At 64.4% G+C, this 26,267-nt stretch carries 24 protein-coding genes, 1 tRNA gene and 1 pseudogene; 12 read left to right on the top strand and 14 right to left on the bottom strand.

Translation table 11 applies throughout. From position 1 onward, the window contains the following. Positions 1–2 precede the first annotated feature (2 nt). Positions 3–587, top strand: a complete 585-nt coding sequence (locus ASE85_RS02030; protein WP_056682653.1) for a gamma carbonic anhydrase family protein — start codon at positions 3–5, stop codon at positions 585–587. A 477-nt stretch (positions 588–1,064) separates the two neighbouring features. Here ASE85_RS02030 and ASE85_RS02025 read toward each other — a convergent pair whose 3' ends face one another. The 6 genes from ASE85_RS02025 to ASE85_RS02000 form a co-directional block, all read right to left on the bottom strand. After that, positions 1,065–1,577: a hypothetical protein gene (locus ASE85_RS02025; RefSeq protein ID WP_056682650.1), complete on the bottom strand. Its 513-nt coding sequence runs from the start codon at positions 1,575–1,577 to the stop codon at positions 1,065–1,067. Positions 1,578–1,630: 53 nt separating this feature from the next. Continuing rightward, positions 1,631–2,248, bottom strand: coding sequence for a bifunctional 4-hydroxy-2-oxoglutarate aldolase/2-dehydro-3-deoxy-phosphogluconate aldolase (gene eda / locus ASE85_RS02020; RefSeq protein ID WP_056682649.1), 618 nt, complete (start codon positions 2,246–2,248; stop codon positions 1,631–1,633). A gap of 1 nt (position 2,249) precedes the next feature. Further along, positions 2,250–3,224: a glucokinase gene (glk, locus tag ASE85_RS02015; RefSeq protein WP_056682646.1), complete on the bottom strand. Its 975-nt coding sequence runs from the start codon at positions 3,222–3,224 to the stop codon at positions 2,250–2,252. A 93-nt stretch (positions 3,225–3,317) separates the two neighbouring features. After that, positions 3,318–5,144 carry a phosphogluconate dehydratase gene (edd, locus tag ASE85_RS02010; RefSeq protein ID WP_056682643.1) on the bottom strand — a complete coding sequence of 609 codons (1,827 nt, stop codon included), beginning with the start codon at positions 5,142–5,144 and terminating at the stop codon, positions 3,318–3,320. Continuing rightward, on the bottom strand, positions 5,137–6,600 hold the full coding sequence (gene zwf / locus ASE85_RS02005; protein WP_056682640.1) for a glucose-6-phosphate dehydrogenase: 1,464 nt from the start codon (positions 6,598–6,600) through the stop codon (positions 5,137–5,139). The genes edd and zwf overlap by 8 nt, the downstream gene beginning before the upstream one ends. A 176-nt stretch (positions 6,601–6,776) precedes the next feature. After that, positions 6,777–7,208 (bottom strand): MerC domain-containing protein, encoded by a 432-nt coding sequence (locus tag ASE85_RS02000; protein WP_235523158.1) that lies wholly within the window; start codon positions 7,206–7,208, stop codon positions 6,777–6,779. 156 nt (positions 7,209–7,364) lie between these two features. Between ASE85_RS02000 and ASE85_RS01995 the strand changes: the two genes are divergently transcribed. The 3 genes and pseudogenes from ASE85_RS01995 to ASE85_RS23655 all read left to right on the top strand — a co-directional run. Further along, a tRNA-Leu gene (locus ASE85_RS01995) sits at positions 7,365–7,449 on the top strand. A gap of 94 nt (positions 7,450–7,543) precedes the next feature. Next, positions 7,544–7,729: a hypothetical protein gene (locus ASE85_RS22165; RefSeq protein ID WP_156358152.1), complete on the top strand. Its 186-nt coding sequence runs from the start codon at positions 7,544–7,546 to the stop codon at positions 7,727–7,729. A 42-nt stretch (positions 7,730–7,771) separates the two neighbouring features. Then, positions 7,772–8,110 (top strand): annotated as a pseudogene (locus tag ASE85_RS23655) (DUF3470 domain-containing protein); the annotation flags it as partial. A gap of 212 nt (positions 8,111–8,322) precedes the next feature. Here the strand turns inward: ASE85_RS23655 and ASE85_RS01985 are convergent. Then, complete coding sequence (locus tag ASE85_RS01985; RefSeq protein ID WP_056682637.1) at positions 8,323–9,459, bottom strand: pyridoxal phosphate-dependent aminotransferase; 1,137 nt, start codon at positions 9,457–9,459, stop codon at positions 8,323–8,325. A 56-nt stretch (positions 9,460–9,515) separates the two neighbouring features. Here ASE85_RS01985 and ASE85_RS01980 point away from each other — a divergent pair, with 56 nt between their 5' ends. Then, positions 9,516–9,779 (top strand): hypothetical protein, encoded by a 264-nt coding sequence (locus ASE85_RS01980; RefSeq protein WP_056684241.1) that lies wholly within the window; start codon positions 9,516–9,518, stop codon positions 9,777–9,779. Between the two features lie 10 nt (positions 9,780–9,789). Here ASE85_RS01980 and pgl read toward each other — a convergent pair whose 3' ends face one another. The 5 genes from pgl to ASE85_RS01955 form a co-directional block, all read right to left on the bottom strand. Then, positions 9,790–10,482: a 6-phosphogluconolactonase gene (gene pgl, locus ASE85_RS01975; protein WP_056682634.1), complete on the bottom strand. Its 693-nt coding sequence runs from the start codon at positions 10,480–10,482 to the stop codon at positions 9,790–9,792. A gap of 4 nt (positions 10,483–10,486) precedes the next feature. Continuing rightward, entirely contained in the window at positions 10,487–10,966 is a 480-nt protein-coding gene (locus ASE85_RS01970) for a YbaK/EbsC family protein (RefSeq protein ID WP_056682631.1), read from the bottom strand. After that, positions 10,963–11,961: a UDP-glucose 4-epimerase GalE gene (gene galE / locus ASE85_RS01965; protein WP_056682629.1), complete on the bottom strand. Its 999-nt coding sequence runs from the start codon at positions 11,959–11,961 to the stop codon at positions 10,963–10,965. Before galE ends, ASE85_RS01970 begins: the two co-directional genes overlap by 4 nt. Before the next feature lie 136 nt (positions 11,962–12,097). Next, positions 12,098–14,275 carry a 3-hydroxyacyl-CoA dehydrogenase NAD-binding domain-containing protein gene (locus ASE85_RS01960; protein ID WP_056682626.1) on the bottom strand — a complete coding sequence of 726 codons (2,178 nt, stop codon included), beginning with the start codon at positions 14,273–14,275 and terminating at the stop codon, positions 12,098–12,100. Between the two features lie 130 nt (positions 14,276–14,405). Beyond that, a complete protein-coding gene (locus ASE85_RS01955) occupies positions 14,406–15,614 on the bottom strand; it encodes an acetyl-CoA C-acetyltransferase (RefSeq protein WP_056682623.1) in 1,209 nt (402 codons plus the stop codon). Between the two features lie 209 nt (positions 15,615–15,823). Here ASE85_RS01955 and ASE85_RS01950 point away from each other — a divergent pair, with 209 nt between their 5' ends. After that, positions 15,824–16,558, top strand: coding sequence for a metallophosphoesterase family protein (locus ASE85_RS01950; protein ID WP_056682621.1), 735 nt, complete (start codon positions 15,824–15,826; stop codon positions 16,556–16,558). 81 nt (positions 16,559–16,639) lie between these two features. Continuing rightward, the gene (locus ASE85_RS01945; RefSeq protein ID WP_056682619.1) at positions 16,640–18,310 is read left to right on the top strand and encodes an MFS transporter; all 1,671 of its coding nucleotides are present in this window, start codon (positions 16,640–16,642) and stop codon (positions 18,308–18,310) included. A 3-nt stretch (positions 18,311–18,313) separates the two neighbouring features. On the opposite strand, the gene ASE85_RS01940 is transcribed toward ASE85_RS01945, so the two are convergent. Then, positions 18,314–18,913, bottom strand: coding sequence for a nucleotidyltransferase family protein (locus ASE85_RS01940; protein WP_056682616.1), 600 nt, complete (start codon positions 18,911–18,913; stop codon positions 18,314–18,316). 154 nt (positions 18,914–19,067) lie between these two features. Between ASE85_RS01940 and folE the strand changes: the two genes are divergently transcribed. The 5 genes from folE (at position 19,068) to ASE85_RS01915 (ending at position 25,273) form a co-directional block, all read left to right on the top strand. Then, on the top strand, positions 19,068–19,673 hold the full coding sequence (folE, locus tag ASE85_RS01935) for a GTP cyclohydrolase I FolE (RefSeq protein WP_056682613.1): 606 nt from the start codon (positions 19,068–19,070) through the stop codon (positions 19,671–19,673). Next, positions 19,670–20,515, top strand: a complete 846-nt coding sequence (locus ASE85_RS01930; RefSeq protein ID WP_056682603.1) for an SDR family oxidoreductase — start codon at positions 19,670–19,672, stop codon at positions 20,513–20,515. The genes folE and ASE85_RS01930 overlap by 4 nt, the downstream gene beginning before the upstream one ends. An 88-nt stretch (positions 20,516–20,603) precedes the next feature. Beyond that, positions 20,604–21,383: an enoyl-CoA hydratase-related protein gene (locus ASE85_RS01925; protein WP_056684239.1), complete on the top strand. Its 780-nt coding sequence runs from the start codon at positions 20,604–20,606 to the stop codon at positions 21,381–21,383. A gap of 276 nt (positions 21,384–21,659) precedes the next feature. Further along, positions 21,660–24,044, top strand: coding sequence for a TonB-dependent receptor (locus ASE85_RS01920; RefSeq protein ID WP_056682599.1), 2,385 nt, complete (start codon positions 21,660–21,662; stop codon positions 24,042–24,044). Next, a complete protein-coding gene (locus tag ASE85_RS01915) occupies positions 24,044–25,273 on the top strand; it encodes a dipeptidase (RefSeq protein ID WP_056682596.1) in 1,230 nt (409 codons plus the stop codon). The genes ASE85_RS01920 and ASE85_RS01915 overlap by 1 nt, the downstream gene beginning before the upstream one ends. A gap of 39 nt (positions 25,274–25,312) precedes the next feature. Here ASE85_RS01915 and mmsB read toward each other — a convergent pair whose 3' ends face one another. After that, positions 25,313–26,197, bottom strand: a complete 885-nt coding sequence (gene mmsB / locus ASE85_RS01910; RefSeq protein ID WP_056684236.1) for a 3-hydroxyisobutyrate dehydrogenase — start codon at positions 26,195–26,197, stop codon at positions 25,313–25,315. Between the last annotated feature and the right edge of the window lie 70 nt (positions 26,198–26,267).

Genomic DNA, 26,267 nt, shown 5'->3' with positions numbered 1-26,267 from the left:
TAATGGCCGCGGCCGACTATCCTGACGCCAGCATCATCCCCTTCGCCGGCAAGGCGCCGATCATCCACCCCAGCGCCTTCATCGCGCCGGGATGCCGGATCGTGGGCGATGTCGAGATCGGCGAGGATGCCAGCATCTGGTATAATTGCGTCATTCGCGGCGATGTGAACCGCGTGCGGATCGGCGCGCGGACCAATGTGCAGGACGGCACGGTCATCCATTGCGACAGCCCCGGCGACCGGGCGGACGGGCGACCGGCCGATGGCTGGCCGGCGATCATCGGAGACGATGTGCTGATCGGCCATATGGCGATGATCCATGGCTGCGTGCTGGAGGACCGGGCGTTCGTGGGGCTGGGCGCGATCGTGATGAGCGGTTGTACCGTGGAAAGCGATGCGATGCTGGCGGCGGGCGCTCTGCTGTCGCCGGGCAAACGGGTGCTGCATCGGCAATTGTGGGCCGGACGCCCGGCCAAATATATGCGCGACCTGAGCGACGAAGCGATCCTGGATATGCGCGAAGGCGTGGATCACTATGTCCACAACGCCAAGGCACATAAAGGTGCGGTGAAGGCGATGGGGGAGTAGGGTGGCGTTGGGTGGATAGGGGTCAGGCTGCTTTCGAGGGATGACCGGCAGTAGCTGAATTAGGCAGTATCGCGTCCTATAGTTACGAGCGACTAACTGTTTATTTTTGTTGCTTGTGGCAATTATCGTTCACTGAGGGGGTAGTGGTTATGCTGTGGTTAGCAGTCGCGGCGTGGTTTTATATTCTGATAATTAGCATTTTGAGAATAAATAAATATATTCATGATAATGATAGAACTGGGTATTTGTCTGAGGGTGTCTGCTTAATTTGCGTAAATGGAATATTGGGATGGATGATCTATTCAATACACTTCGGAATCTGATACAGTAATGCCCGTATCCATACCCTCTTAATGCCCACTTATAACCAGATTTGATCGTTCAGCCCTCGATTTGCGATCTGAATGGGTGGCCGGTTTGAGGGTTACACATGGAAAATGCTGAGCGACCGGCTTTGATCGCTAACACGCCAAACCCTTAAGGCTGCGGCAATCGGGCCTTCATCGCGTCGATGCGGTCGTTCTGCTGGTCAACCAGCGCCAGCGCGGCGCTGCGGGCGGCGTCGACATCTTCCAGGCCGCCAGCCGCCTTGCCATCAGCCACGGCGTTGCTGCGCTGGACATAGAGCGTGTCGAGGCTGGCGAGCGCCGACACGCTGTCGTTGCGGGCCGATTCCAGCGCGCTGATCGTCACCTGCGCCGCGATCCATGGATCGCTCGACACCGCGGACCCCGATGCCCCGCGCACCGCCCTGTCGGCCTTGGCATAGGCGGTGTCGAAGGCGGCGGCGCCCTTGTCCGCCTGTCCCACATATTTGGCGATTTCCGCCGACAATGCCGCATCGGCCGGGACCGGGGCGGGGGGCGGACTGATCGTCGCGACGGGGGCGCTTTCCACCGGCCGCTTGGCGAGCGAGGGATAGTTTTGCGGCGCGCCGGCGCAGCCGGACAGGAACAGGGCCAGGGCGGCAAGGAGGCGGCGCGGATTCATGGCTTCTCATCTAGGCGGAGGAGAGGCGGGGCGCAATGGCCCCGCGCCTCACATCAGCGCGGCAACGCAGCCGCTTCGCGGGCCAGCGCCTCGATCGTGTCGGGATCGACCGGACCCTTGGGCACGACCCAGCTACCGCCGACGCATTTGATGAAGGGCTGGGCCAGCCATTCGGGTGCGCTCTGCGGCGTGATGCCGCCGGTGGGGCAGAAGCGCGCGGTGTGGAGCGGCGCGGCCAGTGCCTTCAGGGCGGGCAGGCCGCCCGATGTTTCGGCCGGGAAGAATTTGAAATGGGTGAGGCCCATGTCCATGCCGCGCATGATGTCGCCCGCCGTGGCCGTGCCGGGCAGGAAGGGGATTTTCGCGGCGATCGCGGCCTTGCCCAGCGGCTTGGTGAGGCCGGGGCTGACGATGAAGCGCGCGCCGGCCTCCATCGCGGCGTCCAGTTGCGCGGGGTTCAGCACCGTGCCGGCGCCCACGACAGCGCCCTCGACCTTCGCCATTTCGCGGATCACGTCCAGCGCGGCGGGGGTGCGCAGCGTCACTTCCAGCGCGGGCAGGCCGCCCGCCACCAGCGCGCGCGCGATCGTCAGCGCATCCTCGACCCGGTCCACCACCAGCACCGGAATCACCGGGGCCAGGTCCATCACCTGTTCTACCGTCAAGCTCACATCACTTCTCCCTGAACGCTGCGGCAGCGCCGAACAGCCCGATTTCATCATGAATGGCGCAGCGGATCGGCACGGTCGCCATCAGGCTTTCGAACCGGCCCTTCGCCTTGAAGCGGGTGTGGAACCCGCTCGTTTGCAGAAAATCCTTCATCCGCTGGGTCAGGCCGCCCGCCAGCACGACGCTGTGCGGGCCATGCGCCAGCGCCAGATCGCCCGCGACGGAGCCATAGCAGAGGCAGAAGCGGTCGAGCGCGCGACGGGCGAACTCGTCGCTCCCGTCCAGCGCCGCCTGCCACAATTCGGGGTCTTCCATCAGCACGACGCGGTCATGGCCGATCGTCGCCAGCGCCTTGTAGATATAATTGAGGCCCGGTCCCGACACGATCCGTTCGGTCGACACGCGCAGGAACTTGTCGCGCAGGTAGGAGAGGATTTTCTCCTCGATATGGTCGAGCGGTGCGAAGTCGAGATGGCCGCCCTCGGTCGCGATGACATGGGGATGGCCCTGGTCATAGGCGATCATCGCGACGCCAAGGCCCGTGCCGGGACCAAGGATGGTGACGCCGCCATCGATGGGGAAGGGGCGATCCTCACCGAACAGCAGGGGCAGGTTTTCGGCCGGCAGGCGGGACACGGCATGGGCCACCGCCTCGAAATCATTGACCAGCCGCACCGTATCGACGCCGATGTCGGCGGCCAGCGTATCGGCGCGGATCACCCAATTGCTGTTGGTCAGCTTGATCACCTCCCGCCCGATCGCGGTGGCGAAGGCGATGGAGGCGGCGCGGGGCAGGTCGCCGTCGCCGTCCTTCTTCTCGTCCTCGGCAAAGGCGGCCCAGCAGCTTTGCAGGCTGGGGTAATCGGCAACCTTATATTTACGCACGGTGCCAAGCGTCGGCACGCCCCGCTCGTCCAGCGAGGCGCGGGCGAAACGGGCATTGGTTCCGCCAATGTCGGCGGCGATGATGTCGGTCATGTCACTCTCCATCCGTTCGCCCTGAACTTGTCTAAGGGCCGCTCGTCCTTTGAAGAACGGGGCTTCGACAGGCTCAGCCCGAACGGAGTTAAATTAAATCTCGCTTTCCATGGCCGCCAGGATCGGCGACGCGCCCTGTTCGGCCAGGTCGCTATGATGGCGGAACAGCGCGAACAACTCGCGGCCGGTGTCATAGGGCGGGGGCGGCGCGGCGGGGATGTCCCGTGCGTCCCATGTCGCCGCGTCGACCAGCGCACTGACATCGCCCGTCTGCGCGCAGACCCGCACCAGATCGCCATCGCGCAGCTTTCCGATCGCGCCGCCGCCCAGGGCTTCGGGCGACAGATGGATGGCGGCGGGCACCTTGCCGGATGCGCCGGACATGCGGCCGTCGGTCAGCAACGCGACCTTGAAGCCGCGGTCCTGCAATACGCCCAGCGCCGGGGTCAGCTTGTGCAGTTCCGGCATGCCGTTCGCCTTTGGCCCCTGGAAACGGACCACGACCACGACGTCGCGTTCAAGTTCGCCGGCCTTGAACGCGCGCAGCACATCGTCCTGATCGTGGAACACGGCGGCGGGCGCCTCGATGGTCCAGCGTTCCTTGTCCACTGCGCTCACCTTCATGACGCAGCGGCCCAGATTGCCTTCCAGCAGCTTCATGCCGCCATCGGCCTGGAATGGGTTCGCGGCGGGACGAAGGATCGCTTCGTCGCGCGACGCGGGCACATCGCGCCACACCAGCTTCTCGTCCTCCAGCACTGGCTCGCTGCCATAGCCGGCCATCCCGTCACGCGCGACGGTCAGGATATCGCCATGCAGCAGCCCGGCGCCCAGCAATTCGCGGATCACGAAGCTGATGCCGCCCGCAGCATGGAAATTATTCACGTCGCCCGCGCCATTAGGATAGACGCGCGCCAGCAGCGGCACGACGTCCGAAATCTCGGCAAAGTCGGTCCAGTCGATATGGATGCCCGCCGCCCGCGCGATGGCGGGCAGGTGGATGGCATGGTTGGTCGACCCACCCGTCGCCATCAGGCCGATGATCGCGTTGACGATCGCCTTTTCATCGACGCAATGGCCCAGCGGCCGGTAGTCAGAGCCATCCCAGCCCATTTCCGCAAGGCGATGCGTCGCCGCGCGGGTCAGTTCGGTGCGCAGCTTCGTACCCGGATGGACGAAGGACGCGGCGGGCATGTGCAGGCCCATCATCTCCATCATCATCTGGTTGCTGTTGGCGGTGCCGTAGAAGGTGCAGGTGCCCGCGCCATGATAGGAGGCGCTTTCGGATTCCAGCAACTCGTCCTTGCCGACTTTTCCTTCCGCGTAAAGCTGGCGGATGCGCACCTTTTCCTTGTTGGCGAGGCCCGACGGCATCGGGCCGGCCGGTATCAGGATGGTAGGCAGATGGCCGAAGCGCAGCGCCCCGATCAGCAGGCCCGGCACGATCTTGTCGCAAATGCCGAGCAGCATCGCGCCCTCGAACATGGCGTGGCTGAGCGCGACCGCCGTGCCGAGTGCGATGGTGTCGCGGCTGAACAGCGACAGGTCCATGCCCGCCTGCCCCTGCGTCACGCCGTCGCACATGGCGGGAACGCCACCGGCGACCTGTGCGGTTGCGCCGACTTCGCGCGCCGCGATCTTGATGATCTCCGGGTAGCGGCCATAGGGCTGATGCGCCGACAGCATGTCGTTGTACGACGTCACGATCCCGATGTTCATCGCCGCGCCGGCGCGGATGACGCCCTTGTCCTCGCCGCTCGCGGCGAACGCATGGGCCAGATTGCCGCAGGAAAGCTGATCGCGATTGGTGCCCGCATTGCGGCCCCGTTCGATCAGGTCCAGATATTTCAGGCGTGAAGCGGCGCTGCGCTGCACGATGCGGTCGGTGACCGTTGCGATCACCGGATGTAGTTCAGTCATGCCAGCTGGCTCCGTCACGTTCGATTAGGGCAATGGCCGAAGACGGACCCCAGTTCCCCGAAGAATAGGCGGCGGGCTTCACATTGGCCTCTTTCCACCCGTCGATGATCGAATCGATCCATGTCCATTGCGCCTCCACCTCGTCCCGGCGGACGAAGAGGGTCTGGTCACCGGCCAGCAGGTCCAGAATCAATCGTTCGTAAGCGATGCGGCGGCGCTGCCCGGCAAAGGCGGCGGTCAGGGAGACGTCCAGCGTCACCTCGTCCAGCTTGACCTGCCGTTCCAGCCCCGGCCTTTTGCTCATGATGGCCAGCCGGATATATTCCTCCGGCTGCAATCGGATGACCAGCGTGTTCGGCTCCAGTCCGGTACCGTGCCCATCGCGGCCGAAGATGCTGTGGCGCACCGGCTTGAACTGGATCACGATTTCGGACTGGCGCGCGGGCATCCGCTTGCCGGTGCGCAGATAGAAAGGCACGCCCTGCCAGCGCCAATTGTCGATATAGGCCTTCAAGGCCACGAAGGTTTCGGTGTCGGACGGCTGGCCCAGTTCGTCGGCATAGCCGGTGACGATCTGACCGCTGACCGCGCCCGGCGTATATTGGCCGCGCACGCTGTGGGTCTTGACCGTCTCGTCGGTCATCGGGCGCAGCGATCGCAGCACCTTCACCTTCTCGTCGCGCACGGCGGTCGGGTCCATGCGGGCGGGCGGCTCCATGGCGATGATCGACAGGATTTGCAGGATATGATTCTGCACCATGTCGCGCAGCGCGCCGACGCCGTCATAATAGGATACGCGGCCTTCCAGCCCGACCGTCTCGCCCACGGTGATCTGCACATGGTCGATCGCCGTGGTGTTCCACAGCGGCTCGAACATCACGTTGCCGAAACGCAGGGCCAGCAGGTTCTGGACCGTTTCCTTGCCCAGATAATGATCGACGCGGAAAATCTGGTCCTCGGCGAACAGATGGCCGATGCCGTCATTCACGACTTTGGACGAGGCCAGATCCTTGCCGATCGGCTTTTCCATCGCGATGCGGGTGTGCGGCGTGATGAGGCCCGCGTCGGCCAGTCCCTGCGCGGTGGGCGCGAAGAGCGAGGGCGGGGTGGAGAGATAGACCGACAGGCCACGCTCCAGCCGGCCGTCGATCCGCGTGGCGAGCGCCGCGAACTGGTCCGCATTGCCGGCATCGACCGGCTGATAGGCGATCATCGTGCCGAAGCGCGCGGCGACCTCTTCATCATAGCGATCGGTGGCCAGGAACTGGCGCAACGCATCGTCCACCTGGCTGCGGAAGGCGGCGTCGTCCATTTCGGAACGGCCGGACGCGACGATCATGAAGTCGTCGGGCAGCAACCCGTCCGACAGCAAATTGTAGAGCGAGGGAAAGATCATCCGGCGCGCCAGATCACCGGTGGCGCCAAATAACAGGAACGTAGCAGACGGCTCGGTCAAAGGATGGTCCTTCTCCGTTTGTAAAATTGTCTATGTCTGCACGAGGCGCCCTTATAGCGCTCGCGGATCGTTACGCAAGAAGGCTATCGTGGAAGCCGTTTTGCAGCAACATCATGACAGGACGGCCTTTGCAAAAGCCGGACATTGCGCGAATCGGATCAGGATCGAAGGGCTTTTCAGCGCAGCCCGCGCCGCCAGTTGAGGATGTGCGCACCCGCGAGCAGCAGGCTGCCGGCGACGGTCCAGAGCGTTTCGGCCAGTGCGCCATGGGCGGCCAGCGCGCCGATGCTCATCAATGCCAGACCGGCGATGCCCGGCAAGAGGGGCGCCAGTCCGCCATGGCGGCGCTTGCCCTGTACCAAGGCGAACAGGCTGGTCGGCACCGCCAGCGCCAGCATGACGAGATGGAAGGATTCGCCCGGATCGATCCGGCTGGCAAAGGCGGGGAGCAGCGCGAACAGCAGCGGCAAACCCAGACAATGCAGGGTGCAGAGCGAGGAGGCGCAGAGCGCGAAACCATCCAGCCAGGCGGCAGGTCCGTTCGCCTGCCGGCTGACTTTCAGGGGCGGACAGGGGGAGGCATTTTGCCGCTCGTCGCAGGATGTCATGGCATTCCACTTAAATGATATAACGTTACATTATCGAGGCGGCATGTGGGCGTGGTCCCCTATGGTGTCAAGCGATGGGAAGGGTCTTTTATGCTGTCTGCCGATTTTCGGCTGGACGCCCGCGCCGGATTTTGTCATTTGCGCCCAACCAGCCGTGCGGGTGTGGTGAAACTGGTAGACGCGCCGGACTCAAAATCCGGTTCCGCAAGGAGTGTCGGTTCGATTCCGACCACCCGCACCACTGGCCCTTCCGACATGAGCGACCTGGCGATCGCGCCCCGATCATCGCGCCCAAGGTGTCGCGCACGGCCTGCGGCCATGCTATGCCGATTCCCATGAAGGTCCGCCACATCCTGCCGCCCTTGCTGTTCGGCCTGTTTGTCCTGATCATCGTCAGCGTGGGCGACGCGCTCATATGGAGCGTGCCCCACGCGATCGACAAACTACCCCCGCGCCTGCTGACGGTCGCGGTATTGACCGGGTTGTGGCTGGTGCGTCTGTACAAGCGGACGGTGCGGTAGCATGGTTTGCCGGGAACGGCGTTGCGGTCAGGATCGGTGAACATGGCTGGCGTCATCACGGAAGCCTGCATCAAGTGCAAACACATGGAATGTGTCGAGGTTTGCCCGGTGGATGCCTTCTATGAAGGCGAAAATATGCTCGTTATCAATCCGCTCGAATGTGTCGATTGCGGCTGCTGTATTGAGCAATGCCCCATAGATGCGATCGTCTTCGAGAATGAACCGCGCGCTGAACCCTGGATTGAGTTGAACGCCAGATATTCAAAGCTATGGCCGAATGTGACGTTCAACGGCAGGCAGAGTCCTGCCGATGCAGACCAATTCCGTGACGAAACGGACAAGTTTGCGCGTTATTTCTCGCCAAATCCTGGGAGTGGGGATGTCGGCTCTCCTCTCGATTCCGCTCGGACCGGTTCATGTGGCAAATGCAGCGATAAACATGCGGTATCCCCACCGAAGATGACAGCGATGCGTGTGACGCTGTTCATTGCGGGGCTGATGCTGGGCACCGTTCTGTTAGTCGGCAGCCTTGTTCTGGCTGGGATGATATTGTTCTCTTTCAATCCTCATCATTAGTTTGTGTTTGTCAGGCGCTATCTCCCACCCTGCGCCTGGAACCAGGGCACCATGCGGGCGATCGCGTCCTCGACCCGGTCGGTCGATACCGCGAAGCTGAAGCGGATGAAGCGGTGGCCGTCGACGGGATCAAAATCCACGCCCGGCGCGGTTGCCACCCCGGTTTCGCGCAGCAGCTTCTGGCAGAAGCTCAGGCTGTCATTGGTCAGGTGACTGATGTCGGCATAGATGTAGAAAGCGCCGTCGGGCGGCGCGATGCTGGCGAGGCCGAGGGCGGGCAGGGCGTCCAGCAGCAATTGCCGGTTGCGGCGGTAGCTGTCGACATGCCGCTCCAGTTCGTCGGTGCAATCGAAGGCAGTCAGGCCCGCGCGCTGGGCCAGCACCGGCGGCGTCAGGAACAGATTGCCCATCCGCGCCCGCGCCACGTCGATCAGCGCGGGCGGCACCACGATCCAGCCCAGCCGCCATCCGGCCATGCTGTAATATTTGGAAAAGCTGTTCACGATCAGCGCGTCGGGCGCAAATTCCAGCATCGACCGGGCCGGTTCGCCGAAGCTGAGGCCGTGATAGATTTCGTCGGAAATGATGCGGATGCCGCGGTCCGCACAGACCTGCGCGATCCGCGCCAGTTCGTCCGCCGGGATGATCGTGCCGGTGGGATTGGCCGGACTGGCCAGGATCAGGCCGTCGGGCGCAGGGTCGATCGCGGCCAGCGCGTCGGCGCTGATCTGATAGCGCTCGGCCGGGCCGCAGGCGACCTCGACCGGCTCCAGATAAAGCGCCTTCAAATTGTTGCGATAAGCGACATAGCCCGGCCGCGCGGTGGCGACGCGGGCGCCCGGCGCAAACAGGCTGGTCAGCGCCAGCACCAGCCCCGGTGATGCGCCGCAGGTGAGCAATATCTGCTCTGGATCGACCGCCACGCCATGCTTCTCGCCATAATGGCGCGCGATCCGCTCCTTCAGCGCCGGGCTTTCCCAATAGCCCATCGGTTCGGTATCCAGCACATGGTGGGCGACCGCGATCGCCTCGGCCGGCGCGCCGGTCGACGGCTGGCCGAATTCCATGTGCAGGATGGATCGCCCCTGCGCTTCGAGGGCATGGGCCTCGCGGCTGATGGCGATGGCGTGGAAGGGGGAGATGTCGGCAACCATGGCCCTGTGCCTAGAGCGCGGAAGCAACCATGTCGATGGGGCGGCGTTTTCCCGGCATGAACCCGACACTGCTCACCGCCCTGCAATATTATGGCGCGGGGGCCGCGACACTCGCGGCGCTGGTCGTGTCGCTCAATCTGGGACGACGTATAACCGGATGGGCATTCGTCCTGTTCATAACCAGCTCGATCGCGTTGATCGGCTGGGGCTTTCTCGACCGGAACAGCGAGGGGATAGGCTGGCAGAATCTGGCGCTGCTGGTCATCAACGCCGTGGGCGTGTGGCGCTATCTGATTTCCAAGCATGAGGTCGAAGATTGACCAAATGGGGTCAGGCCTCTGCCATCCAAACCTCGACCGGCACCGCGTCCTGCAACAGCGCAAGGCGGATCGGCAGTTCCTCCAACGGGCCACCCGCCAGCGCGCGATCATAGACCGCCTTCTTCCCCGCGCCGCTGATCTGGAGGAAGATATGGCCGCTCTGGAGGATGGCATGCGCGGTCAGCGACAGGCGCTGGTGCGGCGCCACCGGCGGCGTCGCGGCGATGGTCAGCGCCTTGCTTGCCAGCCCCTCGGCCAGTTCCACGCCCTCCGGGAAGAGCGAGGCGGTATGCCCATCATCGCCCATGCCCAGCAGGATGATGTCGAGCGGCCAGGGCAGGGCGGCAAAGTCCGCTTCCACCGCAGCCTGTCCTGCATAGGCGTCCGCCGCGTTATTCTTCATCGGCACGAAGCGGGCCTGCGCCGCCGCGCCCTGCAACAAAGTCTCGCGCACCAGCCGTTCGTTGCTGTCGGCGCTGTCGGGCGCGACCCAGCGTTCGTCCACCAGCGTCACCACGACCTTGTTCCAGTCGAGGTCGACCTGGCTCAGCGCCGCCAGCACCGGACGGGGCGATCGGCCGCCCGACACCGCGATGCTGGCGACCCCGCGTGCGGCGATACCTTCGGCCAGCAATGTGGCGATGCGCGTGGCGATATCGGCGGCGGCCTGCGCCCCGGTGGCGAAAAGATGTTCGATCGGCATGGGGCTACTCCGCAATGGCGTCAGGAAGGGTGCACATGTCCACCCATGTCGCCCCGGTCAAGGCCGCCAGCCGATCCGGCGTCAGTTCGACCGACGTGGTGCGCGATCCGGCGGCTGGAAAGACGGTGGCGAAATCCTTCAACGACACATCGCAATAGACGGGCAGGGGCGTGGGCAGGCCAAAGGGGCACACGCCGCCGACCGGATGGCCAGTCAGTTCCTCCACCTCATGCCCGCCCAGCATGCGCGGCTTGGCGCCCAGCGCGGCCTTGGCCTTGCCGTTGGACAGGCGCGCGTCGCCCCGCGCGCAGACCAGCACCACCGTTTCGCCCACCCGCAGCGACAAGGTCTTGGCGATCCGCGCCGGCTCCACGCCCAGTGCGGCGGCGGCTTCGGCCACCGTCGCGGTGCTGACGCCCTGGTCGATCAGGCTGACGTCCGGGGCATGTTCGGCGAAGAAGGCGCGGACGCTCGCCTCGCTCATGCGCGCTCGCCCAGCTTGCGCTCCCATGCCAGCGCATGGGCGACGATCTGGTCCAGGTCGCCATGGCGCGGCTGCCAGGGGAAGGTCGCCAATATCGCGCCATTGTCGGAAATCAGCTTGCCCGGATCGCCCGCCCGCCGGCCGACCATCACCCGCTGGATCGGATTGTTGGTCGCCCGGTCGACCGCGTCCAGCACCTCCAGCACGGAAAAGCCCCGGCCATAGCCGCAGTTGAGCAGATGGTTGCGATCCGGCTCCGCCATCAGCGCTTCCAGCGCCAGCAGATGCGCGGCGGCCAGATCGCTGACATGGATATAGTCGCGCACGCCCGTTCCGTCCGGCGTATCGAAATCCGTGCCGAAGACGGCCACGCTCTCCCGCTTGCCCAGCGCGGCCTCGACCGCAACCTTTATGAGGTGGGTCGCACCAGCAGTCGACTGGCCGGTGCGCCCCTGCGGATCGGCCCCCGCCACGTTGAAATAGCGTAGCGCGCAGAAATTCATCGGATGCGCCGCCGCCACGTCGCGCAGCATATATTCGGTCATCAGCTTCGACATGCCATAGGGATTGATCGGCCGCTGCGGCGTATCCTCCCGCACCGCCTCCACATCGGGCGTGCCATAGGTCGCGGCGGTGGACGAGAAGATGAAATGCGGCACGCCGACCCGCACAGCGCTCTCGATCAGGTCACGGGTCTTGGCGCTGTTATTATGATAATATTTCAGTGGGTTATCGACCGACTCTGGCACCACGACGGAACCGGCAAAATGCATGATCGCCTTGACGTCATGGTCGCGCAATGTCGCTTCGACCAGCGGCTGGTCGGCGATGTCGCCGCGGACCAGTTGCACGCCGTCCGGCACCGCCCAGTCGAAGCCCGTGACCAGATTGTCGATCACGACCACGCCATAACCGGCATCCTTCAGCGCCAGCACGGCATGGCTGCCGATATAGCCCGCACCGCCCGTGACCAGGATTGTCGGTTTGTCGCTCATCAAAAAAGGTCTCCCAGCCTGTTGCCGGGAGACCTAGCCGAGTGTCGTTAAGATTTATAGAGTGCGCGTTCCCCGGCGAAGGCCGGGGTCCAGTTCAGCCGGTCAATCTGGACCCCGGCCTTCGCCGGGGAACAAATCACGCTGCTGCTTTGGCAGGCACGGGATTGTAGAAAGTAGCCCCGCTCGCTGCCATCTCCCGCAATTGCTTCGTGGGCGCAAAGCGCGGCCCGTGGTCCGCTGCCAGCCGGTCCAGCACGGCCACGACATGGGCGATGCCGACCGTATCCATATGGCTGAACGGCCCGCCGGTGTAGGGCGCGAAGCCCCAGCCGAAGATCGCGCCGATATCGCCATCTTCCGGCGTTTCCAGCACGCCTTCCTCGAAGCAGCGGGCGCATTCGATCAACTGGCGATAGAGCAGGCGTTCCTTGACCGCTTCGACACCGGGCTGGTCGGCGGCGCGCGGGAACATTTCGCCCAAGACCGGTGACAGATGCTTCTTGCCGCCTTCGGGATAGTCGTACCAGCCCTTGCCATTTTTCCGGCCCAGACGCCCGGCCTCGACCATCTTGACCATGATGTCGTCCGAACCCTGCGGCACATAAGCGTCGCCCAGTTCTTTCCTGGCGGCGGTCATGATCTTGACGCCCAGTTCGATCGACACTTCGTCGCTGACGGCCAGAGGGCCAGTCGGCATGCCGAGTTGTTTGCCGGCATTTTCGATCAGCGCCGGATTGACGCCTTCGCCGACCAGCTCCGCGCCCTCCTGCACATAGGTGCCGAAGCTGCGCGAGGTGTAGAAACCGCGGCTGTCATGCACGACGATCGGCGTCTTCTTGATCTGCGCCACGAAATCCAGCGCCTTGGCGATGGCCGCGGGGCCGGTCTTCTCGCCCAGGATGATCTCGACCAGCGGCATCTTCTCGACCGGCGAGAAGAAATGGACGCCGATGAAATTCTCCGGCCTGGTCCAGGCCTGCGCCAGCTTGGTGATGGGCAAAGTGGAGGTGTTGGACCCGAAAATGGTGTCCGCCCCCAGCACGGCTTCGACCTGTTTGGTCACTTCCGCCTTGATGGCAACATCCTCGAAGACCGCCTCGATCACGAAGTCCGCGCCGGCGAGCGCCGCATAGTCTGTGGTCGGCGTCACGCGGGCCAGCGTGGCTTCCAGCTTTTCCGGCGTCATGCCCTTGCCCAGCCGCTTCTTCAGCACTTCCTCGACATGCGCCTTGCCCTTTTCCGCATAGGCCAGATCGCGGTCGAACAGTACGACGTCGATCCCCGCCTGTGCAGCGACGGTGGCGATGCCCGCGCCCATCATGCCCGCGCCCAGCATGGCGAGCTTCGTGGTCGGCGCCTTGGGCTGATCCTTGGGGCGCCGCGCGCCGCGTTCGGCCGCCTGCTTGTTCACGAAAAGCGTGCGGATCATGTTGCTCGCCTGCGGGTCGGCGGCGACCTTGGCGAAATATTTGCTTTCGATTCGGATCGCCCGATCCATCGGCAAAGTGATGCCTTCATAGACGGCGGACAGCAGAGCGATCGGCGCGTTCATGTTGCGCTGCGTCTGCTTGAGCGTCATCGGCAGCGCGCCGGCCATGGTCTGGACGAAGGCGGGGTTGAAGCCGCCTGCGCCGCCGGGCACCTTGAATCCCTTGACGTCCCACGGTTGCGTGTTGGCGGTCGGATTGGCCTTCACCCATTCCTTCGCCGCCGCGACCGCCGTGCCTTGCGGCACGACCTGATCCACCGCCTTCAGCATCGCCGCTTCGGCCGGGCGGAACAGCTTGCCCTGGAGCATATACATCAGCGCGGCCTGCACGCCCATCAGGCGCGGCAGGCGCTGCGATCCGCCGCCGCCGGGGAACAGGCCGATCAGGATTTCGGGCAGGCCGAGCTGCGTCTTGCTGCTGTCGCCCACGATGCGGCGATGGCAGGCCAGCGCCAGTTCGAACCCGCCACCGACGCAGGTGCCTTCGATGGCGCAGGCGATCGGCTTGCCGCTGGTTTCAAGACGGCGGAACAGCGCGTTCAGCACGAACAGCTTGTCGAAGATGGCGGCCGGGGCAGGGCGTTCGCCGTCGCTGGTCGCCAGCATCGCGCCGAAATATTTAAGGTCCATGCCGGCCATGAAGCCGCTGTCCTTGCCCGACCCGATGACCGCGCCCTTGATGCCGTCGTCCGACGCGATGCGCGTGATCGCGGCATCCAGATCGGTCAGGAAATCTGGACCGATGACGTTCATCGACTGGCCGGGCACGTCGATGGTCAGGGTGGCGATGCCGTCGGCGTCGATATCGAAGTTGATGGTGTTCATGATGCAGCCTTTCCCATCTCCGTTCGTGCTGAGTAGGGGCTGAGCCTGTCGAAGCCCCGTATCGAAGCATCCTTCGATACGCCATTTCGACTTCGCTCAATGGCTACTCAGGACGAACGAATTATATTTCTCAAATGCGCTCGATGATGATCCCGGTGCCCATGCCCGCGCCGACGCACAGGTTGATGAGCGCCGTGCCCTTGCCGGAGCGTTCCAGTTCGTCCAGCGCCGTACCCAGCACCATCGCCCCGGTCGCGCCCAGCGGATGGCCCATGGCGATCGCGCCGCCATTCACGTTGATCTTGCTATGGTCGAGGTTCATCGCCTGCATGTACCGTAACACGACCGACGCGAAGGCCTCGTTCAGTTCCCAGAGATCAATGTCGGCGGTGGTCATGCCAGCCCGCGCCAGCAGCTTGCCCGCGACGAACTCCGGCCCGGTCAGCATGATGAGCGGCTCCGATCCGATCGAGGCCATCGCCTTGATCCGGGCGCGGGCTTTAAGCCCATATTTCTCGCCCATATCCTTGTTGCCGACCAGCACGGCGGCCGCGCCGTCCACGATGCCGCTGCTGTTGCCCGCATGGTGGACATGGTTGACCCTCTCCAGTTCCGGGTAGCGCAGCAGGGCGACGGTGTCGAAGCCCGGCATCTCCTCGCCCAGGGCGGTGAAGCTGGGCTTCAATGCGCCCAGCGACTGCATCGTCGCGTCGGGGCGCATATGTTCGTCATGGTCCAGCACGATGCCGCCGATCACGTCCTTCACCGGCACGATCGATCTGGCGAAGCGTCCTTCGTCCCAAGCCTGCTTGGCGCGCTTCTGGCTTTCGACGGCATAGGCGTCGGCGTCGTCGCGGCTGATGCCGAATTTGGTGGCGATGACGTCAGCGCCGATGCCTTGCGGCGCGAAATAGGTTTTGTACGCGACCGCCGGGTCCATCGCCCATGCGCCGCCGTCCGACGCCATCGGCACGCGGCTCATCGATTCGACGCCGCCGCCGATCGCGAACATCGCCTCGCCGGAATAGACCTTGGCGGCGGCCATGTTCACGGCCTCCAGCCCGGACGCGCAGAAACGGTTGATCTGCACGCCCGGCACGGTCTGCGCATAATCGGCGTTCAGCACGGCGACGCGGGCGATATCCGCGCCCTGTTCGCCGACGGGGCTGACGCAGCCGAGGATCACGTCATCGACGTCGGCAGTGTCGATCTGGCTGCGGTCGCGCACGGCTTCCAGCACCTGCGTCGCCAGTTGGATCGGGGTGATGTCGTGCAGCGAGCCATCGGCCTTGCCCCGGCCACGGGGCGTCCTGACGGCGTCGTAAATATAGGCTTCCATGGTCTTTCCCTCTCCGTGGGGGCCGTTCCGGCGCTTCGGATATTGGTGTCGAATGTATTTACGTTTACGTAAAGTGCAAGTGTCTAATATGCTGTTCGCGACAGGGTCAGCATGCCGTAGCGGCAGTTTGCGATTATCAAATTACCTGTCCAACTCGCTGTCGCAATTCACGCCTTTCCACCGGCGAATCCCCATGGCATTCCCAATCCATGCGCATCGCCATCCTGTCCGACATTCATGGCAATATCGTCGCACTGGACGCAGTGCTGGCCGACGTCGCCAGGCAGGGCGCGGATATGATGGTCAATCTGGGCGATATCCTGTCCGGCCCGCTCTTTCCCTGTGAGACGGCGGACCGGCTGATGGCGCTGAACCTGCCGACGATCCGGGGCAATCATGAGCGGCAATTGCTCACCCATGACCCGGCCCGCATGGGGGCGTCCGACCTCTATACCCATCGCCAACTGCAACCGCATCATCGCGCCTGGATCGCGGCGCTGCCCGACCAGTTCCGGCCGGTCGACGATGTGCTGATGGTGCATGGCGCGCCGGGCGACGATCTTTGCTACTGGCTGGAAACGCTCGACCCGCATGGCCTGCGTCCCGCCACCGCCGCAGAGGTGGAGGCACGGGCAGGGGGCGCCGCTGCGCCATTGATCCTGTGCGGCCATACCCATATGCCGCGCATCCATCGCCGGCAGGGCGGCGGCCTGATCGTCAATCCGGGCAGCGTCGGCCTGCCGGCCTATGCCGATGACCATCCCTTCCCGCACAGCGTGGAAGCGGGATCGCCCCATGCACGCTATGCCATGGCCGATCGGATCGACGGCGCATGGCAGGCGCGCCTGATCGCCATCCCCTATGACTGGGAAGCCGCCGCCTGCGCCGCCGACACCCATGGCCGCCCCGACTGGGCGCGGGCGTTGCGCACCGGCATGATGTAAGGGGCATGATGTAAGGGGCATGGTATAAGGGGCATGGCATAGAAGCGTTGCACCCCGGCCATTGCCGTCTATATCGACCCCATGGACAGTGTGACCGACGCCTCGACCAACAAACCGCCGTCCCCCTTTGCCATCCCCACCTTCCGCGCCATCTGGTCCGCCAGCCTTGCGTCCAATTTCGGCGGCCTGATCCAGTCGGTCGGCGCGGCCTGGATGATGACGTCGCTTTCGGCGTCGCCCTTGCTGATCGCGCTGGTCCCGGCGGCGACCACGCTGCCCATCATGCTGCTCTCGCTCTGGGCCGGTGCGGTCGCGGACAATCTGGACCGGCGCAAGGTGATGATCGCCTGCCAATGCGCCATGCTGCTGACGTCGGCGCTGCTGGCGACGACCGCCTGGTTCGGGCTGATGACGCCCTGGCTGCTCCTGTCCTTCACCTTTGCCATCGGTTGCGCCACCGCGATCAACGGTCCCGCCTGGCAGGCGTCGGTGGGCGACATGGTGCCGCGCGCGGTCTTGCCCAGCGCGGTGGCGATGAACTCGATGGGCTTCAATCTGGCGCGCAGCACCGGTCCGGCGCTGGGCGGCATCATCGTCGCGGCGGCGGGGGCTGCGGCGGCGTTCCTGGTCAATGCGCTCAGCTATGTCGGCCTGCTGGTGGTGCTGGCGCGCTGGCGGCCGGACCTGCCGCCCAAGCTGCTGCCGCGCGAACGGCTGGGCGTGGCGATGGTCGCCGGCGTCGGCTATGTCGCGGCATCGCCGAACATCAAGCTGGTGCTGTTGCGCAGTGGCGCCTTCGGCATCGGCGCGGCGGCGGTGTCCGCCCTGATGCCGCTGGTCGCGCGCGACGTTCTGGGGGGCGGGGCGCTGACCTTCGGCATCACCAGCGGCGGCTTCGGTGTCGGTGCAGTGCTGGGCGCGCTGGGCAGCCGGCGGCTGCGGACCTTCATCTCCGTCGAAACCCTGGTCCGCTGTGCGACCCTGTCCATGGCGCTGGGCACGGCCCTGACCGGGGCCAGCAGCCTGCTGCCACTGGCGATCCTGGGCTATATGCTGGCGGGGGCGGGCTGGGTGTTGGCGCTGTCCACCTTCAACGTGTCGGTTCAGATGTCGGCGCCGCGATGGGTGGTGGCGCGCGCGGTGGCGCTGTACCAGATGATCGCCTTTGGCGGCATGGCAGGCGGCGCCTGGCTGTTCGGCTTGGTGGCGGAGCAGCATGGCGTGGTGATCGGCCTCTATGCGGCGGCCGGCATGCAGTTCGTCGCTGCGATGCTGGGGCTGTGGCGGCCGTTGCCGCAGATCGGCGACGATAATCTCGATCCGCGCGGCGATTGGCGGGAACCCGATACCACCGTGTCGGTCGAGCCTCGAAGCGGACCGATCGTCATCACCATCGAATATCGCATTCCCGCCGGATCGATCGTTCCCTTCCTGGCCGCGATGAGCGAGCGGCGGCGAATCCGGCGCCGCGATGGCGCCCATGGCTGGCAGTTGCTGCGCGACCTGGGGGAGCCGGACCTGTGGGTCGAACGCTATCATGTGTCGACCTGGCTGGATTATGTCCGCCACAATCAACGCCGCACCGTCGCCGACATCGCCAACAGCGACGCCATCCATGCGCTGCATCAGGGGCCGGACGCGCCGGTCGTGCATCGCCGTCTGGAACGGCAGACGGGATCGCTGCCGATCAGTCGCGCGCCCGACGCCCGCGAAATGGGCGATGGCCTGACCGATCCGACCCGGTCGAACTGATCCTTATTGCGGCGTGACCGGGCGCCAGCCGGGCAGGTCTTCGGGCGTATCGACATCGTGCAGGATATTGCCCGTCGTCTCGATCTGGATGCCGTGGCTCAGCAGCGCGCGCGCACCCTGGTCACCCTTGAGCGCCAGCAGTTCGGGAAAATGCTTGCGCCCGATAAAGGCGGGCGGCGAGGACGAGAAGCCATCGGTAGAGGCCACCACAGAGCGGATATCCTCCGCCGCCAGGCAGATGCGATTATAATGGGTCTGCGGCACGTCGGGCATGTCCGCCAGACAGATCAGGACGCCGCGTATCTTGTTGTTGGGCATTACATGTTCGACCGCACGCACGATGCTGCCCGATATGCCATCTTCTGGCTGGTCGTTGACGAGGATCGTATAGCCGCGCCGGTCCAGCTTGCGATGGATGACGGGCGCGAATGCGATTGGCCGGACCACCGCGATCAACTCGGCAAAGGCCATGGAGGCGACCGTCTCCAGCACATGCGCCGCCATCGGCTTGCCCCGCAATTCCGTCATCAGCTTGTCCGCCTCGCCGAAGCGGGAGGATGTGCCGGCCGCCAGCAGCACGGCGGCGATCCGTTCAGTACGCATGATAGGTGATGAGCAGAGGCATTTTGTTGTGGCGATCCCGTATCCGCCCGATTTGCCACCACTATGATCTTGTGTCCAGCGGCCCGAAAGACACTGGCCATCGCGCCACCCAGCCGCCATATGCGGGACCAACAGCATAAGGAGTGGCCGGTAGATGGCATGTGACCTGGAAGCGGAGACGGTCGGCGCAGGCAAGGAGCCGGTTCCGGCCGACGTCAGCGAGGCGATCCGCACCCTGATCCGCTGGTCGGGCGACAGCCCCGAACGCGAAGGATTGATGGAAACCCCCGAGCGCGTCGCGCGCGCCTGGCGTGAATATTGCCGCGGCTATGGTGACGATCCGGCCTATCATTTGTCGCGCATCTTCCATGAAGTGGGCGGCTATGATGACGTCGTGCTGCTCAAGGACATACCGTTCCAGTCGCATTGCGAACATCATATGGCGCCGATCGTGGGCAAGGCGCATATCGCCTATCTGCCCGGCGCCTATGTGGTGGGCATTTCCAAGCTGGCCCGCGTGCTGCATGCCTATGCCAACCGGTTGCAGGTCCAGGAACGGCTGACGTCGGAAGTGGCCAACTGCATCTGGGAGCATCTCAAGCCCCAGGGCGTGGCCGTGGTGATCGAGGCGACCCATGGCTGCATGACCGGTCGCGGCGTGCGCACCCCCAATGTCATCATGAAGACCAGTCGCATGCTGGGCGTGTTCCGCGACAGTGAAAAGTCGCGGGAGGAAGTGCTGAAGCTCATTTCATCATGAGCGGCGAAGACGATAGCGAACCGGCCTATCGCCCGCTGGGTCGGGCGCGCAGCGATGTCGCGCCGGTCGGCGCACCGCTGGCGCCCAAGCGACTGGCGTTGGTCACCGGCGGGCATCGGCGGCTGGGCGGCATCATCGCCGCTGCGCTGGCGAAGGCCGGTCATTCGCTCGCCATCCATGGCAGTCACGACACGCGGCTCGATTCCCATCTGGCGCTGACCTTTGAGGAGGAAGCGACGGAGTGGGAGGGCTTCGTCGTCGATTTCGCCGATCCCGAAGGGGCGGAAGAACTGGTGGCGCAGGTGGCCGAACGGTTCGGCCGCCCGCCCGATATCCTCGTCAACAGCGCGGCCATCTTCGGGCAGGACCGGCTGGAGACGGTGACCGCCGACGACCTGATGCGCCACTATGCGGTCAATTGCGCCGCGCCGACATTGCTGACGAAGGCGTTCGCGACCATTCCCGCCGGGGTGGGGGATCGCTGCATCATCAACATCCTCGACCAGCGGATCGACCATCCCCATGCCGACCAGATGGCCTATACATTGTCGAAGCTGGCGCTGGCTGGCCTGACCCGCACCAGCGCCCGCAGCCTGGCGCCAAGGGTCAGGGTCAATGCCGTCGCGCCGGGCCTGACGATCGCGACACCCGATTATGACGAGGCGCAGATGGAACGGCTGGCCAGGCTGATGCCACTCGAGCGGCTGCCGCAGGCGGAGCAGATCGCGCAAGCGGTTCTCTATCTGGTGGAGGCGAGCGCGGTGACTGGCCAGACGCTCTATGTCGATGGCGGCGCGCATCTTAAAAGCTATGACCGCGATTTCATGCATCTGTGCCGATAGGGCTGGCATAAATGCAAGGGGCAGGGGGCTGGCGTGGCTAGCATCCTGCCCATAGATCGTTCGACAAACCGAAATGAGGGAGATGGCGATGACCTATGAAACGATCCTGGTGGAGCAGCGCGACGCCGTCACGCTGATCACGCTGAACCGCCCGCAGGCGCTGAACGCGCTCAACAGCCATGTCCTCAAGGAACTGAGCGCCGCCTTCGCCGCCTATGACGCCGATCCGACCCAGCGCTGCGCGGTGCTGACTGGCAGCGGCGAGAAGGCCTTTGCGGCGGGCGCCGACATCAAGGAAATGGTCGACAAGCAGGCCGCCGACTTCTTCCTGGAGGATTTCTTTTCCGGCTGGCAGACCGGCGTGGTCGCGACCCGCAAGCCGTGGATCGCGGCGGTGCAGGGCTTTGCACTGGGTGGCGGCTGCGAACTGGCGATGATGGCCGACTTCATCATCGCGGGCGACACGGCGAAATTCGGGCAGCCCGAAATCAAGCTGGGCGTGGCGCCCGGCATGGGTGGGTCGCAGCGCCTGACCCGCGCCGTGGGCAAGGCGAAGGCGATGGAGATGTGCCTGACCGGCCGGATGATGGACGCGGCCGAAGCCGAACGGTCCGGGCTGGTGAGCCGCATCGTCCCCGCCGCCGATTTGCTGGAAGACGCGCTCAAGACCGCCGCGACGATCGCTGCGCTGCCGCCGATGGCCGCGATGGTGAACAAGGAAATGGTCAACATCGCCTTTGAGACGGGCCTCGCCCAAGGGTTGCTGACGGAGCGCCGCCTGTTCCAGATTCTGACCGCGACGGAAGACAAGAAGGAAGGCATGACCGCCTTCGTCGAAAAGCGCGCCGGCATCTGGAAGGGACGATAAGCAATATCGACAATTCATATCAATCCGCGTCGTGGCATCTGGGGATGTGGTGGCTTTAACCGCCCTTCACCGGACGCCAATGGATTGAACGCAGGGCGCATCTAAACCGCCCATGATATTTTGAGTATCTCGCCAGGGCCTGAGAAAATCTCATTGGTCCGTGGCGGAGTTCATCGGCAATCTCGTTTCACAAGAAAACGCAGAAATGAAGCTGGAGAGGGTCGCCGGTCGGCGCACCCTCCCTGCTGCTGCGTCTTGAAAACAGGGAGCCTTTGAATGTCCGTATCCTCGTCCATCCGCCTGTCCTCTCGCGCCGCGCTGCTGATCGCCTGCGCCGCCGGAGCGCTGAGCGCCGCGCACGCACAAGAGCCGGTGGATAGTGACGAAAGCAGCATCACCGTCACCGGCCGCCGCATTTCGCAATCGGCCGAGGCGATCGGTGAGGACAAGGTGACGAACGTGGTCGCGGTCACGCGGGAGGCTTTGCTGTCCGCGCCGTCGGGCATTTCGGGCCTCAAGATGCTGGAGCAACTGCCCGGCTTCAACGTTCAGACCGACGGCGCGCTCGGCCTCTATGAATTCGGCAACAGCGTCCAGACCCGCGCCTTCAACCTCGACCAGATCGGCTTCGTGGTCGATGGCATCCCCACCGGCCGCAGCGACGCTTTCGGCGGCAGCCCGGTGTTCCGCTATGTCGACAATGAAAATCTGGGCGTGGTGGAGGCCGCGGTCGGCGCGGGCGATGTCGGCCTGCCCAGTTACTCGACGCTTGGCCCGGTCGTGCAATATAACAGCATCGCGCCGCAGGAGGAGATGGGCCTGTTCGTTTCGCAGAGCTTCGGCGATTTCGACATGAAGCGCACCTTCATCCGCGCCAGCACGGGCCAGGTCGGCCCGTTCCGCGCCTATGTCAGCCGCACGAAGCTGAATACCGACCTGTGGCGCGGCGACGGCACGGTCGATCGTGAGCATTGGGAAGCCATGGTCCATGCCGATCTTGGCGGCGATAGCTGGGCGCGGTTCAAGTTCGTGTCGAACAAGTTCAACGACTTCGATTCCCCCTCGCTCAGCCGCAGCCAGTATCTGACCGGCACCGACATCGGCGGCAAGAGTGGCCGGGATCGCGGCTATATCTCGGTCGTGCCCAACACGACACCGGGCTTCGCGCCGGTCGCGGGCGGTCCGGCCTACAGCAACGCCAACTATGCCTATACCAACACGCTCGCCATCAACGTGCGCGACGACAAGCTGTATGGCGGCACCATCCATGCCGGCATCGCCGATGGCGTCTGGGCCGAAGCGACGGCCTATTATGAGGATAAGGGCGGTTATGGCGTGTCGCCCGACACCTATGCCAACAGCCTGACCATCTACACCCGCGAGACGGCGGCCGGCATCGCGCTGAACGCGCCCAAGGGCACGCAATATGGCCTGTCGACCGTTGGCGGCGAGCGCTATGGCCTGACCACCAAGCTGCATTGGGAACTGGGCGTCCAGACGATCGAAGCAGGGTTGTGGGCCGAGGTCGATACCTACAACCGCACCCAGGCGCGCTACAACACCACCGACGGTTCGCCCGCGAGCGCGCCCAATCTGGACGATCTGGTCTATGTCCGTCGCAACTATCAGTCGGAACGCAATACGACACAGGCCTTCATCAAGGACCGGATCGCGCTGCTGGACGACAGGCTGATCTTCGACCTGGGCATCAAGGCGCTGAACATCGACTATCGCTACAGCGGCTATCGCGATTTCAACGATTATTACCGTAATGCCGGCACCACGGCGGCGCCCGTCTGGGTCGCGGGCTGGGGTCCGCAGACGCTGCGCACCAGCTATAGCGACGGCTTCCTGCCGCAGGCCGGTGTCCTTTTCAAGCTGGACAATCAGAGCCAGGTCTTCGCGTCCTATTCGGAAAATATGGCGCTGCCCAAGGGACTGGACGATGTCTTCTCCGTCTCGCTCAACAGCAGCGCGGCCGGCGTGCCTGCGCCCGCGCCCGAACGGTCGCAGAATTTCGAGGCGGGCATCCGCACCAATCAGGGGCAATTCTACGCCTCGCTGGCGGGCTACTACACCAAGTTCAAGAACCGTATCCAGTCGATCGGATCGATCCTGCCCGGCACCACCAACGTCATCGAAACCTTCTATCAGAATGTCGGCCGGGTGACGGCCTATGGCGCGGAATTCAGCGGCACGTTCAAGCCGTCGGCGCTCAATGGCCTCGCTTATTTCAACCTCAACGCCACCTACAACATCGCCAAGTTCAAGGATGACATCGTCACCGCGACGACGACCTACCAGACCGACGGGAAATATATTCCCGATAGCGCCAAGTGGATCGTCAATGGCGGCGTGACCATCGAACCGGCGAGCTGGCTGGTCGGCAATTTCAGCGGCAAATATACCTCGCGCCGCTGGTCGACCTTCGACAATTCGGCCGGGTCCAGCGTGAAGGGCTTCACCGTGTTCAGCGCCTATGTCGATATCGGCGACGGCTTCAGCCTGGGGCCGGTCAAGAGCGTGAAGGCGCGTTTCAACATCGACAATATCTTCGACAAGGACACGCTGTCCTACATTTCGGCCGCCGTGACGGGCGACGGCAATTTCCGTCCGCTGTCGCCGCGCACCTTCCAGTTCACCATCTCGGGTGAAATCTGATGCGGGCGAGCTGGATGATGGGGGCGGCGCTCCTTGCGCTGCTCCCGCTGACGGCGCAGGCGGAGGCGCCCGTCGTCACGAAGAAGGCGTATCAACTGCACCAGAAGTTGCTGACGCTCGACAGCCATCTCGACACGCCTGCCTCGCTCGATCTGCCCGGCTGGTCGATCGAGGAGGGGCATGACGTCCATGGCGACTATACCCAGGTCGATCTGCCGCGGATGAAGCAGGGCGGTCTGGATGGCGGTTTCTGGGCCATCTATACGGGGCAGGGGCCGGTGACGATCGAGGGGTTCCGCAAGGCGCGCGACTTTGCGATCCTGCGCGGCCTGTCGATCCGCAACATGGTGGCCGCGGACCCGGCCAATTTCGCGCTGGCGCTGGAGGCGAAGGACGCCGCGCCGATCGCGGCGGCGGGCAAGCGGGTCGTCTATCTGTCGATCGAAAACGCCTATCCGCTGGGTGAGGACGTCACCCTGCTCAAGACCTTCTACGATATCGGCGTGCGCGTGTCGGGCTTTGCCCATTTCGCGCATAACCAGTTTGCCGACAGCAGCACCGACCCATCTGGCAAGCCGCGCTTCGGCGGCCTCAGCCCGCTGGGCAAGGAATTGCTGAAGGAAATGAACCGTCTGGGCATCGTGCCCGATGCGTCGCACAGCTCGGACCAGGTACTGGACGATCTGCTGGCGCTGTCGACCACGCCGATCATCCTGACTCATTCGGGCTGCAAGGCGATCTATCGCCATCCGCGCAATATCGATGACGATCATCTGAAGGCTTTGGCGGCCAAGGGCGGGGTGATCCAGATGAACGCCTATGGCACCTATCTGCGCGCGTCCAAGCCCAATCCCCAACGGCAGGAGGCGTTGAAGGCGCTGTTCGGGCAGTTGCGCGAGGATGCCAAGCTATCGCCGGAAAAGCGCGCCGAACTGCTGGCGAAGCGGCAGGAGATCGACCGGCTCTATCCCGATACCGACCGGCCGAGCTTCGACGATTTCATGGCGCATATGCTTCATGCACTCAAAGTCGTGGGGCCGGATCATGTCGGTATCGGCGCGGACTGGGATGGTGGCGGCGGCGTGGTCGGCATGGAGGATGTGGTCGACCTGCCCAAGATCACCGCTGCGCTGCTGAAGGCGGGCTATAGCGAGGCCGATATCCAGAAGATCTGGTCCGGCAATGTGCTGCGTGTTCTGGCCGCGAACGAGGCGGGCAAGGGGAAGTAGCCTTGCTGGACCCCGGCCTGCGCCGGGGAACGGCATGGCTTATTTCCCTTCCAGCATCTCGATCATCAGGGAGAAGTCGCGGGCGGTTTCACCCTGATTGGCGAGCAACTGGTAAAGCGATTCCGCCACATTGCCCATCGGCACCGACGCGCCGACCGAGGCCGCGGCTTCGGACGCGAGTTTCAGATCCTTGAGCATCAGGCCGACGGCGAAGCCGCCCTGATAGCCATTGTCCGCCGGGGTTTGCGGGCCGACGCCGGGGACGGGGCAATAGCTGGTCATAGACCAGCTCTGACCGGACGAGACGCTGCTGATGTCGTAGAAGGTCTGAGGGTCCAGGCCCAGCTTCTTCGCCATGGCGAACGTCTCGCAGGTGGCGACCATGGTCGCGCCGAGCAGCATATTGTTGCAGATCTTGGCGCCCTGGCCATTGCCTGCGCCACCGGCATGGATCACCGCCTTCCCCATGGCGGACAGGATCGGCCTGGCCTTGGCGAAAGCGGCGTCCGACCCGCCCACCATGAAGGTGAGCGTGCCGCCATTGGCCGCTGCGATGCCGCCGGAGACGGGCGCGTCGACCATGTCGAAGCCCTGCGCGGTGGCGGCGTCGATCACCCGGCGGGCGGTGGCGACGTCGATGGTGGAGCAGTCGAGGAAGAGCGCGCCGGGCGTGGCCGCGCCGAACACGTCACCGTTATAGACGCTTTCGACATGCTTGCCGGCGGGCAGCATGGTGACGACCGCGTCGGCACCGGCGACCGCATCGGCGGCGCTGGCTGCGCGGACCGCACCATGGCCTTGCGCCTTGGCCAGCGCGTCCTCCGACAGGTCGAAGGCGCGCACGGCATAGCCGTTCTTCAGCAGGTTGGCGGCCATGCCGCCGCCCATATTGCCAAGCCCGATGAAGGCGATCGTCTGGGTCAATTTCCTATCCTCTTCCGCTTTATTTGACGCATCGCTGATCGTGAAAAACCGGTTCCCACCTTTTCGCGCG

It is taken from the genome of Sphingobium sp. Leaf26 (assembly GCF_001421665.1).
GTDB lineage: Bacteria > Pseudomonadota > Alphaproteobacteria > Sphingomonadales > Sphingomonadaceae > Sphingobium.
This window is presented reverse-complemented; position numbering and strand designations above follow the sequence as displayed.